Annotated in this window: 14 protein-coding genes; 12 read left to right on the top strand and 2 right to left on the bottom strand. The window is 73.1% G+C overall.

Features of this window, described 5'->3' with window-relative positions; translation table 11 throughout:
- Positions 1-111: 111 nt before the first annotated feature.
- The 10 genes from ACFPCV_RS35395 to ACFPCV_RS35350 all read left to right on the top strand — a co-directional run bounded on the left by ACFPCV_RS35395 (position 112) and on the right by ACFPCV_RS35350 (position 11,127).
- Positions 112-783, top strand: a complete 672-nt coding sequence (locus ACFPCV_RS35395) for a response regulator transcription factor (RefSeq protein WP_378061494.1) — start codon at positions 112-114, stop codon at positions 781-783.
- Positions 780-2,030, top strand: a complete 1,251-nt coding sequence (locus tag ACFPCV_RS35390; RefSeq protein WP_378061492.1) for a sensor histidine kinase — start codon at positions 780-782, stop codon at positions 2,028-2,030. Before ACFPCV_RS35395 ends, ACFPCV_RS35390 begins: the two co-directional genes overlap by 4 nt.
- Before the next feature lie 141 nt (positions 2,031-2,171).
- Entirely contained in the window at positions 2,172-4,241 is a 2,070-nt protein-coding gene (locus ACFPCV_RS35385; protein ID WP_378061490.1) for a fibronectin type III domain-containing protein, read from the top strand.
- Positions 4,238-5,200, top strand: a complete 963-nt coding sequence (locus ACFPCV_RS35380) for an AAA family ATPase (RefSeq protein WP_378061488.1) — start codon at positions 4,238-4,240, stop codon at positions 5,198-5,200. The genes ACFPCV_RS35385 and ACFPCV_RS35380 overlap by 4 nt, the downstream gene beginning before the upstream one ends.
- 54 nt (positions 5,201-5,254) lie before the next feature.
- Positions 5,255-6,409, top strand: coding sequence for a DUF58 domain-containing protein (locus ACFPCV_RS35375; protein ID WP_378061486.1), 1,155 nt, complete (start codon positions 5,255-5,257; stop codon positions 6,407-6,409).
- Positions 6,406-8,517: a transglutaminase TgpA family protein gene (locus ACFPCV_RS35370; RefSeq protein ID WP_378061484.1), complete on the top strand. Its 2,112-nt coding sequence runs from the start codon at positions 6,406-6,408 to the stop codon at positions 8,515-8,517. The genes ACFPCV_RS35375 and ACFPCV_RS35370 overlap by 4 nt, the downstream gene beginning before the upstream one ends.
- A gap of 120 nt (positions 8,518-8,637) precedes the next feature.
- Complete coding sequence (locus tag ACFPCV_RS35365) at positions 8,638-9,024, top strand: YbaB/EbfC family nucleoid-associated protein (RefSeq protein WP_378061482.1); 387 nt, start codon at positions 8,638-8,640, stop codon at positions 9,022-9,024.
- Between the two features lie 5 nt (positions 9,025-9,029).
- Positions 9,030-9,368, top strand: coding sequence for a hypothetical protein (locus ACFPCV_RS35360; protein WP_378061480.1), 339 nt, complete (start codon positions 9,030-9,032; stop codon positions 9,366-9,368).
- Positions 9,355-10,614 (top strand): WXG100-like domain-containing protein, encoded by a 1,260-nt coding sequence (locus tag ACFPCV_RS35355; RefSeq protein ID WP_378061478.1) that lies wholly within the window; start codon positions 9,355-9,357, stop codon positions 10,612-10,614. The genes ACFPCV_RS35360 and ACFPCV_RS35355 overlap by 14 nt, the downstream gene beginning before the upstream one ends.
- Positions 10,615-10,632: 18 nt before the next feature.
- Positions 10,633-11,127, top strand: a complete 495-nt coding sequence (locus ACFPCV_RS35350) for a hypothetical protein (RefSeq protein ID WP_378061477.1) — start codon at positions 10,633-10,635, stop codon at positions 11,125-11,127.
- A 135-nt stretch (positions 11,128-11,262) separates the two neighbouring features.
- Here ACFPCV_RS35350 and ACFPCV_RS35345 read toward each other — a convergent pair whose 3' ends face one another.
- Together ACFPCV_RS35345 and ACFPCV_RS35340 are read right to left on the bottom strand one after the other, a co-directional pair.
- Complete coding sequence (locus tag ACFPCV_RS35345; protein ID WP_378061475.1) at positions 11,263-11,556, bottom strand: hypothetical protein; 294 nt, start codon at positions 11,554-11,556, stop codon at positions 11,263-11,265.
- 187 nt (positions 11,557-11,743) lie between these two features.
- A complete protein-coding gene (locus ACFPCV_RS35340) occupies positions 11,744-12,073 on the bottom strand; it encodes a WXG100 family type VII secretion target (protein WP_378061473.1) in 330 nt (109 codons plus the stop codon).
- A gap of 195 nt (positions 12,074-12,268) precedes the next feature.
- Between ACFPCV_RS35340 and eccCa the strand changes: the two genes are divergently transcribed.
- Complete coding sequence (gene eccCa, locus ACFPCV_RS35335) at positions 12,269-16,258, top strand: type VII secretion protein EccCa (RefSeq protein WP_378061472.1); 3,990 nt, start codon at positions 12,269-12,271, stop codon at positions 16,256-16,258.
- Positions 16,259-16,294: 36 nt separating this feature from the next.
- Positions 16,295-16,582: a hypothetical protein gene (locus tag ACFPCV_RS35330; RefSeq protein ID WP_378061471.1), complete on the top strand. Its 288-nt coding sequence runs from the start codon at positions 16,295-16,297 to the stop codon at positions 16,580-16,582.
- Position 16,583: the final 1 nt, after the last annotated feature.

The raw sequence follows: 16,583 nt of genomic DNA, 5'->3' as shown, positions 1-16,583 counted from the left end.
CCCGTGGTTCACCCGCGTCCGGTTCCGGCCAGTGCCGGTGCCGGACCTCCGTCGCGGGCTACGGTTCCGTCGTGGACCACGATCAACCAGCGCACATTAGGTTTCGATGACATGCGCGTGATGGTGGTCGAGGACGACGAGGACCTGCGGTTCTCCGTCGCGGTGGAGCTGGGGGCGGCCGGTCTCGAGGTGGTCGAGGCCCGCGACCTGGCGACCGCGGACGCCTGCCTGCGGCAGGGCCCGTTCGCCTGCGTCGTGTTCGACCGGATGCTCCCGGACGGTGACGCCCTCGACTACGTGCAGCACCGCAGGCAGGCGGGCTGGAACGTGCCGGTGCTGTTCCTGACCGCCCGCGACGCCGTCGCCGACCGGGTGGCGGGGTTCGCCGCGGGCGGTGACGACTACCTGGTGAAGCCGTTCTCCGTCGCGGAGATGGCCGCGCGGGTGCGCACGCTGTGCCGCCGCGCCGACGGACGCCCGGCCGTGCTGCGGCACGCGGACCTGGAGGTCGACTGCGCGCGCCGCGCGGTGCGCCGCGCCGGGGTGCTGCTCACGTTGTCCGACAAGGAGTTCGCGGTGCTGGAGTTCCTCGCGATCCGCCCGGAGCAGGTGGTCTCCCGCACCGACATCATCGAGCACTGCTGGGACTCCTCGGCCGACCCGATGTCCAACGTGGTGGACGTGGTGGTGAAGCGGCTGCGCAGGAAACTGGGGCAGCCGGAGCTGATCCACACGGTCCGCGGTCTGGGGTACCGGCTCGGGGCCTACGGTCACGTGTCGTGAACCGATCCTCCGCCGACCGGCTCCGGCGCCTGAGGTGGGTGCTGACCGCGGTGTTCACGGTCATGAACGCGATCGGCCTGATCGTGTTCGCGTGGCTGATCATCGACACTGACGCCGACAGCGGCGAGAAACAGCTGGACCTGGAGCTGGCCAAGGTCACCTCGACCGTCGTGCGGCTCATCGACCGTGACGGCGAGGCCGTGGTCACCAGCCTCATCCCCACCGACGAGATCAACCAGAAGTGCCCGCAGTTCGCGGTCCTGCCCGGCGACACCGGCAGCGGGTTCGACGACCACCTCAGCGAACGCGAGTGCGTGCGGATGGACCCGGCGGTCCTCCGGGACCTCGCGGTGCGGGCCACCTCGTCGGGCCGGGAGGTCTTCGGCTACCGGACCGGCCTGGAGGGCCAGACGGTGCGCGTGCGGGCCCAGCCGTTCCGGGGCGAGTCGGGTTACCTCGGCGCGGTCGTGGCGGTCGGCAACGCCGAGCCGACCCTGAGGAACCACGACCGGCTGGTGGTGTGGGTGGTCGTCGCGGCGGCCGTGCTCATCGGCAGCCTCGCGCTGGCGGGCCACCTGATCGCGACCCGCGCGATCCGGCCCGCGGTGGCGGCACTGGAACAACAGGAGGTGCTGCTCGCCGAGACCGCGCACGACCTGCGTACCCCGGTCGCGGCACTGCGGGCGCTGGCGGAGACCGCGCTGCGCAACCCGACCCAGCGCGGCGACCTGCTGCCCAGGACCGTCCGCCTGGCGTCCCGGATGGGCAGCATCATCGACGGTCTCCTCGTGCGGGCCCGGCTCGCCGCCGGTGTCGAACGGCTGGCGGCGCAGCCGGTGTGGCTGGACCAGCTGGTGACCGGCGTCGTGGACGAGACCCCGCACGGCGGTGCGCAGGTGACGGTGACCGCGGCGCCGTGCAAGGTGATGGCCGACCCCACGTTGCTCCAGCGCGCGATCGGCAACCTGCTCGACAACGCGATCCGCTACGGCCGCCAGCCCAACCAGCCCGCGATCGTGCACATCTCGGTCGCCGGTGGCCGGGTGACGGTCGCCGACAACGGCCCTGGTGTGGAGGGCGACTTCGCCGACGAGGCCTTCGACCGGTTCCGGACCGGGAGCGGGTCCTCCGGGCTGGGGCTCTCGATCGTCCGCTGGGTGGCCACCGCCCACGGCGGGACGCTGTCGGTATACAACGCGGAGGACGCGGGCGCGATCTTCGAGCTGGCTCTGCCGGTCATCCCCTGACCGGCACTGCCCGCCGATTTGTCCACACCGGTGTCCGTTTCCTGTCACCGGTCGTCGCCGGTGGTGAACCACCGGTTATTTTGGGGCGTGGCCATTACTCCGAAGGCAGCATCGTGGCGCACTCGACTGCCGGTGGTCGCCGTGGTGGTCGCCTGTGTGGCCGCGGTCGTGGCCGCGGTGACCGGTGCGGCCAACCCGGTGTCCGCGGTCCAGTTCCTGATGCCCGGCCACTGGGTCTACAACAGCGCGCTCGCGTCGGTCTTCCACGTCGACGGGTCGACCGGCAACGTCGACGCGCGGGCCGGCGTGCCCGGCAGCCCCGGCAACCAGGTGTTCCAGGGGGAGACCAGCGGGTACGTGGTCGGCAGCGACCGGATCACGGAGTTCGGCAAGTCGAGCCTCGACGTCAAGGGGTCGAGCACGCCGGCGTCGGAGGAGACGGCGTACGGCGTGGAGACCGCGGGTGGCCCGTACCTCGTGTACCGCGAGGCGGGCAAGGTCGTGCGGATGGGTGACCCGTCCGTCCTGATGGAGCTCGACGGGCCGGTCGGCACCCCGGTCGCGACACGGGACGGGACGTTGTGGCTGCCGCGCACGGAGGCGGGCCGGCTGTGCCAGGTGCGGAAGGATGCCCGCGCGCCTGCCTGTCAGGTGCCGCTGCCCCGCGGGCACAACGGCGCGCTGACCGTGGTGGGCGACGAGGTGATGTTCGTCGACACCACCGACGACACCCTCCACACGGTGGAGCGGGACGGCCTCGGCGAGGGCCGGGACCTCGGCCTCGACGCGTCGGACGACGCGGTGCTCGCCGACACCGACGTGGCAGGCCGGATCGCGATCATGGACGCGAACCGCATCCACCTCGTCGACACCGAGTCCGGCCGCGCGCCGATCGAGGTCGACCTGCCCGACGGCGACTACGCCGGGCCGGTGTCCACCGGTGAGGTCGTCGCGGTGGTCGACCGCGGGACCGACACGCTGCTCACCTACGACAGCGCGGGCGAGTTGAAGGACCGCAAGCAACTGCCCGCCGAGAAGGGCGACCCGCGCATCACGCGCGGCGAGGACGACCGGATCTACGTCGACGGTGACGAGGGCGAGCACGTGGTGGTCGTCGACCAGGACGGCGGCCTCACCGAGGTGCCGATCGAGAGCGGCGGCGACAACGACGCCGCGCCGCCGCGTGGTGGCGGCGACCCCGACGGGCCGCCGGTCGCGGCACCGAAACCGGACCGGCCGAACCTGCCGCAGCCGCCGAGGACCGAACAGCCGCCGAGGACCGAGCAGCCACCGCGGTCCGACCCGCCCGACACGCGCCGTCAGCAGCAGACACCGCCTCGGGTCCCGCCAACCCAGCCGGGTGCGCCCGCCGGGGTCAGCGCGACCCCGGGCGACGCGACCGCGACCGTCAGCTGGGGGCCCGCCCCGGACAACCGGTCCCCGCTCACCGGCTACCGGGTCTCGTGGGCGGGTGGCTCGCGGACCACCGGCCCCGGCGCCGGTTCGGTGACGATCCCGGGACTCGTCAACGGCACCAGGTACGTGTTCACGGTGGCCGCGGTCAACGGCGTCGGTGTCGGGCCGGGCAGCTCGTCGAACCCGGTGACCCCGGCCGCGCCGTTCCTGGCCGCGTCGGCGCCGAGGAACCTGGCCGCCACCACCGACTTCGACAACGACACGGTGACGGTGAACTGGGCCGCTCCTGCCGACATGGGCACCGGTGTGTTCGCGCACTACGCGGTCAACGTGGGCGGCGTGCAGGCGACCGCGACCGGCCTGTCGGCGACGGTCACCGTCGGCGTCGACACCGAGCTCACGGTCACGGTCACGGCGGTCACGACGAACCCGGCCGGGGCCCAGGTCGTCGGGGCGCCCGCGACCACGCGGACCGAGGGCCGCCCGCCCGCCAGCGACCCGACCGTGGTGTTGAGCCAGGGCGCACCCACCGACGAGTACTGCGGTGGCCAGGAGGGGTGTTCCTGGATGCACGTGGAGGCGTCGAACTTCCCGCCGAACACCATGATCAGGTTCGAGGCGCACTCCACCCAGGAGGACTACACCAACGCCCACTCGACCCCGACGGACGAGAACGGCTTCGCGGACATCGACCGGTTCGCCTACGCCGGGGTCGGGTACCGGGTGTGGGTTACCGTCACGACGCCGGACGGCGCCGAATACGTGTCCAACACGATTACCTGGGGAGCAGGGTGAGTCGACCCACCACCGCCGGTCAGGTGTACGAGCTGATCGCGGCCAACGTCCAAGGTGTCATCAGGGGGAAGCCGCGGCTGGTGCGGCTCGCCGTCGCGGGACTGCTCGCCGAGGGGCACCTGCTCATCGAGGACGTGCCCGGCCTCGGCAAGACGACGCTGGCCCGGTGTCTCGCACGCAGCATCGGCGGCTCGTACAGCCGCATCCAGTTCACCCCCGACCTGTTGCCGAGCGACGTCACCGGTGTCCAGATCTACCGGCAGGGCAGCGAGACGTTCGAGTTCCGGCAGGGTGGAATCTTCGCGAACGTGGTGCTGGCCGACGAGATCAACCGGGGCACCCCGAAGACACAGTCGGCGCTGCTCGAGGTGATGAGCGAGCGCACGGTCACCGTCGACTCGGTCCGCCACGAGGTGCCGAGGCCGTTCCTCGTGGTCGCCACGCAGAACCCCATCGAGATGGAGGGCACCTACCGGCTGCCGGAGGCGCAGCTGGACCGGTTCCTGATGCGGCTGTCGGTCGGCTACCCGAACCTCGAGGCCGAGGTGCTGGTGATCATGAGCGACTGCGCGGGCATCGGCCCGGACGAACTGTCGCCCGTCGTGGACATCGCGACGCTCCGGCAGGCGGTCGCGCAGGTGAAGTCCGCGCACATCGACCCGGCCGTGGTCGAGTACGCGGCCCGGCTCACCGCCGCCACCCGCGAGCACGCCGCGCTGCGCTACGGCGCCAGCCCGCGCGGCTCGATCGCGCTGGTGCGGGCCGGACAGGCGGTGGCCGCGACGTACGGCCGCGACTTCGTCACCCCGGACGACATCAAGGAGGTCGCGAAGCCGGTCCTCGAGCACCGGCTGATCCTGGGCGCCGAGGCCGAGCTGAACCAGCGGCGCACCGGCGACATCGTCGACGAGGTGCTCGCCGCGATCCCGGCGCCCGCCGTCTCCGCCACGGTGAACTAGGGCGTGTCCGTTGGATCTTCGTGGAAAGTCTGTTGAACCCGGGAAGGCGGACTAGTGCCACGGCTTACCCGTCGGGGCTGGGTGGTGCTGGCAGGCGCGGCCGTGGCGTACGTCGCGGGCGAGTGGGCGGGTTTCCCGCTCCTGCGGGCACTGGCGGGGGCCGGGATCGGCGCGGTGCTCGCCGCGCTGGTGGTGACCGCGCGCAAGCCGCGCGTCACCGTGATCCGTGAGGTGTACCCGGACCGGGTGCAGCGTGGCAGGCCCGCGTTCGCGCGGCTGCGGGTGCACAACGCGTCGGGGCGCCGCCACGGCGGTTTCGTCGCGGGCGACCGCATCGACGGCGGCTTCCACGCCGTGTCGGTGCGCCCGCTCGCACCGGGGGCGGACGCCGTGTACCACTACGACCTGCCGACGCGCAGGCGCGGCCGGTTCGAGGTCGGCCCGCTGACACTGGAACGCGTCGACCCGCTCGGCCTCGGCCGCAGCAGGCTGTCCACCGGCGACACCGCGACGTTGTGGGTGCACCCGAGGACCTACCCGGTGCGCGCGCTGGTGGCCGGGCACCCACGCCACCACCACGAGGGCCGCACCACCGACAACTCGCCGCACGGCTCACTGGACCTGCGGGACGTGCGCGAGTACGTGCCCGGCGACGAGGTCCGCCACCTGCACTGGAAGGCGACCGCCCGCACCGGGCGGCTCATGGTGCGAGACTACGTCGACCCGAACCAGCCCAGGTTCACCACGCTGCTCGACACCCGGACCGACCTCGTGCCGCCCGAGGTGCTGGAGGAGGCCGTGGACCTGACCGCGTCGCTGATGCGCGCCGCCGCGACCGAGGGCTACTGGTGCCGCCTGCTGACGACCTCCGGGTCGGACCTGAGGCTCCGCGGAGGGCAGCAGACCGTGCGCCAGTTGCTCGACGAGTTGTGCGAGCTGGCCCCGGTGGCCGGTGGCGCCCTGGTGCCCCCCGACCTGTCCCGCGGGCCGGACCGCGGTGGCTCGCTGGTGGTGGTGCTGGCGAGCGCGCGGCGCGACGACCTGACCGCCATCGCGGCGCTGCGGCCGCACTACGCGTCCACAGTGGTCGTCACCATCGCGGGTGGCACCGACACCGGGGTGCCCGTGCGCATCCCGAACACCCAGGTGATCCAGGCCCCGAACGCGAAGGGCGGCACGCGCCGCTGGAACGTGGCGGCCCTGCGATGACCAGCCGTGTTCCCGTTCTCGCCGTGCTGCTCGCCGCGGCCGCCCCCGGTCTGCTGTTCGCGCCCGTCTTCGGGATCGGTGCGCTGGCGCTGCCGCTCGCGCTGGTCGTGGCCGCCGGATTCGCGGTGTCGCAGCTGTGCGGGCGCAGGCCCGCGCTGGTGCCGTGGCGCCCGGTGCTGGTGCTCGTCGCCGGGTTGCTCGCACTGTCCTGGGCGATGCTGTTCCCCACCACCGTCGCCGGGCTGCCCACCGCGGAGACCGTCCGTGCGCTGGTCGCGGGCGTCGCCGACTCGTGGCAGCTGACACTGCAGTCCACCTGGCCCGCCCGCTCCGATCCCGAGCTGATGCTGTTCGTCCCGCTGGCCGCGCTCGCCGCCGCGGTGCTCGGGCTCGAACTGCTGCGGTGGCCGCTCCTCGCGCTGCTGCCCGGGATCGCGGTGGTGGTGCTGGCCCAGGCCTACGTCGCGCTCACCGGTCCGGCCGCGGTGCTCGCCGCGTTCGGGTTCGCGGTGGTGGCCGGGCTGCTCCTGTCTACTTCGGACGGACGGGGCGACGCGGTGCCCACGGCGAGCCGTCGTGGCTTCGTGGCCTTCGCGCTGGTCGTGCCCACGGTCGTGCTGGCCGTTGCGGGTGCCGTCCTCGCGACCACCGTGCACCCCGTGGACCGGCCCGCGGTTTCGTTGCGGGACAAGCAGTTCGTGCCGCTGCCACCGGACCGCGTGGCGAGCCCGCTCGACGAGCTGTCCGACCGCCTGCAGAACGGCGGCGAGACGGTGTTCACCTACTCCGCCGACGACCCGGTCGACCGCTGGCGCATGGTGGTGCTGGACAGGTTCAACGGCGTCGGCTGGACCCCGAGCGCACAGCCGCGGCGCATGGGGACCGAGCTGCGGCCCGTGCTGTCGGTGCCGAGGACCGAGCACAGCGCCCGCGTCCGCTACCCCCGCACAGAAAGTCCGTGGCTGCCGAGTCAGGCGCTGCCCGTGTCGGTGACCGGGCTGGCACCGCTGGTCGACGAGACGTCCGGCACGCTGCTGGACTACGACCGCACCGGACCGGCGGTCTACGACCTGACCTGGCTGGAGCCGCGCCCCGACCCCGCGGACCTGCGGGACGCCGCCATCGACCCGAACGCCCGCACCGGCCTCGGCGACCTGGGCGAGGTGCCCGCCGGCATCGCGGACCTCGCCCGCGAGGCCGTCGGGGACGACCGGCCCGCGTTCCAGACCGCGCTGGTGCTGGAACGGTTCTTCCGCGGCAACTACCGCCTCGCGTCCGGCGGCGACCTGCCGAGCGGCAGCGGATGGCCGCAGCTGCGGACGTTCCTGCTCGACACCGAGGTCGGCACGACGGAGCAGTTCGCGGCCGCGTACGTGGTGCTGGCGCGGATCGTCGGCATCCCGGCGCGGATCGCGGTCGGCTTCCGCGCCCCAGAGGAGACCGGCCGGGACGTGGCGGTCCACAACAGCGATGTCCTGGCGTGGCCGGAGGTGGCCGTCGCCGGTGTCGGCTGGGTGCCGCTGGACCCCGCCGGCGCGACCACCGGTGAGGGCGTCAACCCGAAGGGCCTGGCGGAGGCCACCGCCGCGGCCCGCGAACAGCTGCCACCCCCGGAGGACGTGCGCGACCCGGAACTGCCCGACGACGACACGCGGAACGACGGCGCGAGCGACGCCGACGGCGCCCCGTTCCCGTGGCTGTGGCTGCTGACCGGCGTCGCGGCGGTGGTCGTGGCCTGGACGGCGGGCGTACCACTCGCCCGGGCGATCCGCGCGTGGCGTCGCCGCCGCCGTCCGGGTGCCGCCGCCGTGGTGGGCGCGTGGGCGGAAGCGAGGGACCGGCTGAGAGCCCACGACGTGCCGTACACCGCGGGCATGACCGCCCGGGACCTGGCCACGGCGACGAACGACCCGCTGGTGGCCCCTGGCCTGCACTCCCTGGCCCGTGCCGTGGACGTGGCGCTGTGGTCGAAGGCGGGCCCGGCCCCGGCCACGGCGGCCGAGGCGTGGGCGGCCGTGCGCGCCGTCCGCGCGGGCTTGGCGAAACGCCCCTTCGCCGCGAGAGTGAAGGCGGCACTGGACCCGAGAAGCCTGGTCCCCCCTCGCTGAGTGCCAGGAGCGCCGCCCGAACCGCGATGAGCGGGAAACCGTTGGTACTGGCCGGAAGCGGCCAGCGGGACCCGGGCGTCGCGCCGGTGCCCGACACTCCACTCAGGAGCTGACCGACGGGTGGAGGTGGCGGTGTACGGGAGTGCCGGGCTGCCGGGCGAGGTGGCCGAGCAGGAACGGATGGCCCGCGCGTTCAAGCGGGTCCAGGAGAAGCTGGTGGACATCGAGGTCACCGAGGAGTCGGCCGACGGGCTGATCGCGGCGACCGTCGGGGCGCGCGGCGAACTGCGGGCACTGGACCTCGATCCTCGGATCTACCGCACCCAGGACGCCACCGCGCTGGCCGATGACATCCTCGCGACGGTCAGGAAGGCCGCCGACACCGCGGGGCGCCGGGCGTACGACACCGCGGCCGAGGTACTGCCCCCGCACGCGACCTACGAGGACACCGACGTCGCGTTCGACCCGGTGCTGCACCGGCTCGGCGCACGCACCCGACGGCGGTGACGGGCATGGCGGGTGCGGGAGACCGCGCGGCGATGGACCCCGCCGCGGTCGGCGACGCGCTGCGGGCGCTGCGGACCGCGGGCACCGAGTTCGTGAACGGCTGGTCGTCGGCCAACTCGCGGATCAGCGGGCTCGACGGGCAGCTCGGCAAGGGCCCGCTCGGGCAGGCGTTCATGGCCGGCTACCGCCCGGGAGCGGCCGAGATCGCCGGTTCGGCCGACCGGGGCTGCCGGATACCCGGCCAGTACGCCGACGCGGGCGAGGGGTGCGTCGGGCTCTACACCGGCATGGACGGCGACTCCGCCGCCGGCTTCGGTGCGGCGGGTGGTCATGGGCCTGCCTGAACCGGTCGGCCTGCTGTGGACAGAGGTCAAGGGTGTCCACGACCCGTGGCCACCCGACGACGAGCAGGCCGCGCTCGACCTCGGCGCGGCATGGCAGCAGGCGGCGGCGACCGCGCACACGGCCGCCGAGCAGGCGGTCACCGCGGGCGGCAACGCCCACGCGGCGTGGCAGGACGGGGCCGGCCGGCTCCTCGACGGCACCATCCGGGCCTACGGCGAGCAAGTGGTCCTGCTTGAGCAGGGCATGCTGATGCACGGCGACGCCGCGCGGCGCTACGGCGAGCAGGTGCGGTCGGTCAAGCAGACCATCGCCTCGGTCATCTCGACCTACCAGCCCTACTACGACCTGCTGTCCAACCCCGCGTTCGGCGAGGCGGGCCGGGCCATGCGGGACTGGCTCGTGCAGAACGTCGCCGGTCGCCTCCGGGACATGGTGCTCGGCGCCGCGGGGCAACTCGGTCCGCGGCTGTCCGCGTCCGGGCCGGACGCCGACTTCGAAGAGAAGTCCGCGGAGGGCGGCAAGTTCGGCGAGGCCAGGGCGTGGGCGGAGCTGTTCAAGCTCGGCGCACAGAACGCGGACGGCACGTTCAAGGGGGAGGCCGTCCTCGGTGCAGAGGCGTCGAGGTCCCACTCCCTGACGAACGAGGGCCTCAAGGCGCAGCTCGAAGCAGCGGCCGGGCTGAAGCTCAAGGGGGAGTACAAGGACGCGATCGGCCCGAACGGACTGGTCGGCTACGGCGCGGAGGCCGAGGCCTTCGCGGGCGGCAAGGCGGGTGCCGGGCTCAGCCTCGGCCCGGACGGGTTCGAGGCCAAGGCCGAGGCGTTCGCAGGCGGGCGGCTCGGCGGCAAGGTCCACGGTGACGTCGGCGGGATCGGCCTGGGGCTCACGGCCGAGGGCTGGGCCGGACCTGGCGCCGAGGCCGGGGTGACGGCCAGGAACGAGAACGGTGTCTGGACATTGGGCGCCGCCGCGGGCGCCTCACCGGTCCTCGGCGGGAAGCTCGGGGTGGAGCTCCGGGTGGACACGAACAAGGTCGTCGAGACCGCCGGCCATGTCCGGCAGGCCGTCGAGGACGGCATCGCGGAGGTCGGCCGGGGCTATGAGACCGTCAGACAGGGCGTGGAGGACGTCGGCGGCGATGTCGGGGAGGGCGTCGAGTCCGCCCGGCGAGGTGTCGAGGACGTCGGCCGCGACGTCGGCCGGGGCATCGAGGACATGCGCGACCGTGTTGGCAGGCTGTTCTGACCCAGGGAGTTGACCACGATGGCCACGGACCTTCCGGTTCCGATCGAGTTCCGGCTGCCCGACGGTTGGCACGCGGCGTCCCCCGACGAGGCCGGCCTGCCGAACGTCGCGTTCGTCGCGCTCAACGCGGCGACGCACGGCTCCGGGTTCACCGCGAACATCACCATCGACGGCGAGGTCCGCGGGGACGGCGCGTCGCTCGCCGAGATCGCCGACGAGTCGGTGACCGGCCTGCGCGACGCGGCGCCGACGGTGACCGTCGCGCACCGGGCCGACCTCGGCGTCGGTGCCGCTCCCGGCCTGGCCCAGGACATCCGCATCACCCTGCGCGACGGAGCGGTTCGTGAGCTGGTCCAGTCGCAGGTGTACCTGACCGTCCCGGACGCCACGGACAGCACCAGGCGGGCGGTGGTGCGCGCCGCGCTCACCGTCGCACTGGACCAGGTCGACACCGTGATCGACGACTTCCGGGAGTTCCTCGCGTCCATCCGGTTGGACACCGACCGGCGCTGAGCCGGGTGGTTCCAGGGTGTGCGGCGGGAGACCGTCCTGAGGTCCAGGCAGGACAGTTCACACAGGACAGTTCGCACAGCACAGCGGCCCCGGACTCTCGTCGCGGGGCCGCGGTGCCGTGCCGGTGCGGTCCGGTCACCCCGACACGGCGCGCTTGGCCGTGTCAAGCGCCTGCTGGCCGTTGGCCTGTGCCATGCCGACCTTGGCGGACAGCTCCATCTGGAAGTCGTTGGTCGCCATGGTCGCCTTGTCCCAGATGGCGTTCAGCTCACCGAACATGCTGCCCGCGCCGTCCAGCCAGGACTCCATGGTGAGCCCGACGGTCTGCCGCCAGGCGTCCTTCTCGGCACCGATCTGGTTCGCCGACGCGGCGAGCTGTGTCTGGCCGTCGCCGAGTGCGCCGAACTCGTAGCGGATTGGTCCACTCATGTGCGTCTCCTTTGCTGCTCGGTACTAGGGCGTGCCCCGCGGATCTTGATCGCGGTATTCGCGCCCATCTGGTCGCTGGCCGCGTTGTCGGAAAGCCCGAGTACAACCCGGTACGAGGGCCTTCCTCCGCCTTGCCAGCGACCAGATGGATCACGAATCCCATCGACCAAGATCCACGGGACACGCCCTAACCGCGGAAGCTCAGTCCGGTGAGGACCGCGCTGTTGACCTGGCTGGTGGTGTCGTCGTCGGAGGTCGTGTAGGCCGTGCCGGAGGTGTTGGCGGCCGCCCCCACCCGCTCCAGCTCGGCGACCAGCGCGTCGACCTGCTGGCGCCACTCCCGGTGCTTGCCTTCGAACGCGAGGGGCGCCCGGCCCTGCCAGGTGGCCATCATCGCGGCCACCTGACCCTCGATGCGGCTGATCGCCGACCTGATGTTCGTTGCCGAGTTGTTCGCCGCGACGGCCGCGTTGTGCAGGTCCTCCGGTGTGCCCCACTGGAGATCGCCGTTGGGCATCGATCGCTCCTTTCCGGTCATGTGCCTGTGTCGGACGGGCCCGATGAGCCCCCGCGCAAAGGCGGTCACAGCGAAAGCTAACGGGGACAACGGTTCTGGACGGTCGTCCGGCACGTTCCTGCCACCCGCTGCCACGGGCGGCCGACAGCGGCGACGATTCACCGGGTAACGCAGTCGATGGAGGGGCCGAGGAACGTGGCGACCGTGGTGGTGCGCCGGCCGTTGCGCCGGCCCGCGCCGGACATGCCGTCCGGTGAGCTGGTGCTCGACGCGCCGCCGGAGATCCCGGCGCCGCCTGCCCGGCAGTGGACACAGGCACTGATGGTGCTGCCGATGGTCCTGATGATGGGCGCGATGATCCTGCTGTTCAGCGGGCGCTTCGGGGCCAGCGGGCTCGGTGCGCTGCGCTACGTGGTGTTCGGGATCTTCGGCGTCGCCATGCTGATGATGGTCGGGGTCGCGTTCCTCAACGGTGGCGGACCGAGCAAGCGCGAGATGGGCAATGCCCGCCGGCTCTACCTGCGCGGCCTCGCCCAGCACCGGGTCCGCGTCGGCCGCACCGCGCGCAGGCAGCGGGCCGCGCTCTGGTACCTGCACCCCGACCCGGCGACGCTGTGGTCGGTGGCGGCGAGTTTCCGGCTGTGGGAGCGCCGCCGCGCCGACGCCGACTTCGGTGTCGCCCGCATCGGCGTGGGCAGGCAGAGCCTCGCCACCGCGCTGGTCGCGCCGGACACCAAGCCGATGGAGCAGCTCGAACCACTGTCCGCGCTCGCGTTGCGCCGGTTCATCACCACCTACTCGGCCGTGCCGGATCTGCCGCTTGCCATGGCGGTCAACGGTTTCAGCCGCATCCACGTGCGCTCTGCCGACCAGGCAGGTGAGGACGCGGCCGGGCTGGTCCGCGCGGTAATCGCCCAGCTGGCCACCCTGCATTCGCCCGACGACCTGCGCATCGCGGTGTGCGCGGGGCCGGAGCGCCGCGCCGCCTGGGAGTGGCTGAAGTGGCTCCCGCACGCCCTGCACCCGGAGCGGACCGACGCACTCGGCCCGCAGCGGCTCGTCGCGCCAACGATCCCGATGCTGGAGGCGATGCTGGACAACGTGCTGGCCGACCGGCCGCGGTTCGACCCGGAGGACGGTGGCAACCGGTTCGCGGGCCCGCACCTCGTCGTCGTGCTCGACGGCGGCTCGGTCGCCGGTTCGGACCACCTGATGGCAGGCACCGGGGTCGAGGGCGCCACGGTGATCGACCTGTCGACGGTGCCGCCGCGCGCCCCGGACCGGTCCGCCGTGGTGCTCGACGTCTCCGCCGCCGCGACACTGTCCAGCCGCACCGTGGACGGCGAGATCGAGCTGGGTCGCGCCGACACGATGCCGGTGGCGGCCGCCGAGGCGCTGGCCCGCCAGCTCGCACCGCTGCGGCTGACCTCCGGCGCGCAGGGCGACCAGCCGATGAGTTCCAAGCTGGGCCTCGAGGACCTGCTCGAACTCGGTGACCCGTTCGCGTTCGACCCGGCCGACAGCTGGGTGCAGCGGCCCAACCGGGACCGGCTGCGGGTCAGGTTCGGGATCCGGCCCGACGGCAGCCCGATCGAGCTCGACCTCAAGGAGTCCGCGCTCGAAGGGATGGGCCCGCACGGGCTGCTGATCGGTGCGACGGGTTCCGGGAAGTCCGAGCTGCTGCGCACCCTGGTGCTGGCGCTCGCGATCACCCACCCGCCGAACTCGCTGAACTTCGCGCTGATCGACTTCAAGGGCGGCGCCACGTTCACCCGGCTGGACCGGCTGCCGCACACCAGCGCGGTGATCACCAACCTGGCCGACGAGCTGCCGCTGGTCGACCGCATGGCCGACGCCGTCAACGGCGAGCTGCTGCGCCGCCAGGAGCTGCTGCGCGCCGCGGGGAACTTCGCGTCCCTGCGGGACTACGAGAAGGCCCGCGCGGCCGGTGCGCCGCTGCCCGAGGTGCCGACGTTGTTCGTGGTGATCGACGAGTTCAGCGAGCTGCTGTCGGCCCGGCCGGACTTCATCGACATCTTCGTCCAGATCGGCCGCGTCGGCCGCTCGCTCGGCGTGCACCTGCTGCTCGCCTCGCAGCGGCTGGAGGAGGGCAGGCTGCGCGGGCTCGACGCCCACCTGTCCTACCGGATCGGGCTGCGCACCTTCTCCGACATGGACAGCCGCACCGTGCTCGGTGTCTCGGACGCGTTCTCGCTGCCGCCGCGCGAGGCGGGCCACGGCTTCCTGCGTCACGGCGACGAGCCGTTGGCCCGGTTTCGCGCGGCCTACGTCTCCGGCGTGCACAGCCCGGAGCCGCGGAGCAGCGCGGGCGGCGTGCCCGAGCCGGCCGGGCTGGCCGAGTACTCGACCACCTTCGTCGCGCCGAAGGTCGAGGAGAAGCAGGACGCCACGACCGGGAAAGCCGACGACGACGCGGTCGGCGAGAGCCTGCTGGACATCCTGGTCGACCGGTTCGCGGGCCGCGGCGTGCCGGCGCACCAGGTGTGGCTGCCACCGCTGGCGGATCCGCCGCCGCTCGACGAGCTGCTCGGCGGGCTCACCACCGACCCCGACCGCGGGCTCCAGTCGGCCGACCGGTCGATGATCGGCACGCTGCGCGCGGTGATCGGCGTGGTGGACCGTCCCCTCGACCAGCGGCGGGACCCGCTCGTGCTCGACCTGTCCGCGGGCGCCGGGCACGCGGTCGTCGCGGGCGGCCCGCAGGCGGGCAAGAGCACCGCGTTGCGCACCATCGTCACGAGCCTCGCGCTCACCCACACGCCTGCCGAGGTGCAGTTCTACTGCCTGGACTTCGGCGGCGGCACGCTCGGGTCGATCCGCGGGCTGCCCCACGTCGGCGGGGTCGCCGCCCGGCAGAACGTGGGTGCGGTGCGCCGCACGGTCGCCGAGGTGGCCACGGTGCTCGCCGAGCGGGAGCGGCGCTTCGCCGAGCAGGACATCGACGGCATGGCGTCCTACCGGGCCATGCGGGCGGACGGCCGGGTCACCGACGACCCGCACGGCGACGTCTTCCTCGTCGTCGACGGGTGGCTGACCCTGCGCAAGGAGTTCGACGACCTCGAGGACGTGGTGGGAGGCATCGCCACCCGGGGGCTCGCCTACGGCGTGCACCTGGTCGCGAGCTGCGCCCGCTGGTTCGACCTGCGCCCGCAGGTCCGCGACCTGCTCGGCAGCAAGCTCGAGCTGCGGCTCGGCGACCCCATCGACACGATGGTCGACCGGGCGAGCGCGTTGCGGGTGTCCGAGCACAGCCCGGGCCGCGGCCTCGCGCAAAGCAAGCACCAGGTGCTGACCGCCGTGCCGCGCATCGACGGCCGCGCCACCGGCGAGGACCTGTCCGACGCCGTGGCGGGCATGGTCGAGTCGGTGCGCCGCGCGTGGACCGGCGAGCCCGCGCCCGAGGTGCGGATGCTGCCGGGCAGGCTGCCCTACCTCGCGCTGCCGCCGACCGACGACCCGGCGGCGCTCGCGCCTGCCGTCGGCATCGCCGAGCAGGACCTCGCGCCGGTCCGGCTCGACTTCGGCGCGGACGCGCACCTGCTGCTGTTCGGCGACGGCGACTCGGGCAAGACGACGTTCCTGCGCACGCTCGCCCGCCGGATCGTGGACTCCTACCCGCTGGAGAAGGCACGGATGATCATCGTCGACCACCGGCGCGGCCTGCTCGGCGAGGTGGGCAGCGACCACCTGCTCGGTTACGGCACCGACCGGCAGACGACGGGCGCACTGGTCGCGGACGTGGTGACCGCGATGCGCGACCGGCTGCCCGGCCCGGACGTGACGCCCGAGCAGCTGCGCAACCGGAGCTGGTGGCAGGGGCCGGACCTGTTCCTCCTGGTCGACGACTACGACCTGGTCGTGACCGGCGCGGACAACCCGCTGCTGCCGCTGATGGAGTTCCTGCCGCAGGCGCGGGACATCGGCCTGCACGTCGTCGTCACCCGCCGCACCGGCGGCGCGGGGCGGGCGATGTACGAGCCGTTCCTGACCCGGCTGCGCGACGTCGGGTCGATGGGCCTCCTGATGTCCGGCAACCGGGAGGAGGGCCCGCTGCTCGGCGGGCTCAAACCGGAGGCCCTGCCGTCCGGCCGGGGCCGGCTGGTCTCCCGGCGCGGCGACCCGCGGCTCGTGCAGCTCGCCTGGCTGCCGCCCGCGGACGAGTGACCGACCACAAACCCGACAAGTCGATCAGGAGGAGACATGGGCGATCTGCTCGCCGGGACACCGGACACGATGATGTCGTTCACGGCGGAAGCGCCGACCGTGACCGACTCAGGGGGCGCGCTCCAGGCCGGGATGGCGGAGAGCGCGGCGTTCCAGAGCGCGTACGAGCAGGCTTTCGGGCGGCTGCAGAGCTTCGTCACGCAGACCAACGCCCGCGTCGCGGACCACACCGCCGACGCGAGCGGCGCCGGGCGGAGCTACCTGGAGACCGACGAGGTCAGCGCGGCCAACCTCGACGTCGTCGACTTCCCGAAGCCGAGGTGAC

The organism is Actinophytocola glycyrrhizae, from assembly GCF_042653545.1.
Taxonomy (GTDB): Bacteria; Actinomycetota; Actinomycetes; order Mycobacteriales; family Pseudonocardiaceae; genus Actinophytocola; species Actinophytocola glycyrrhizae.
This window is presented reverse-complemented; position numbering and strand designations above follow the sequence as displayed.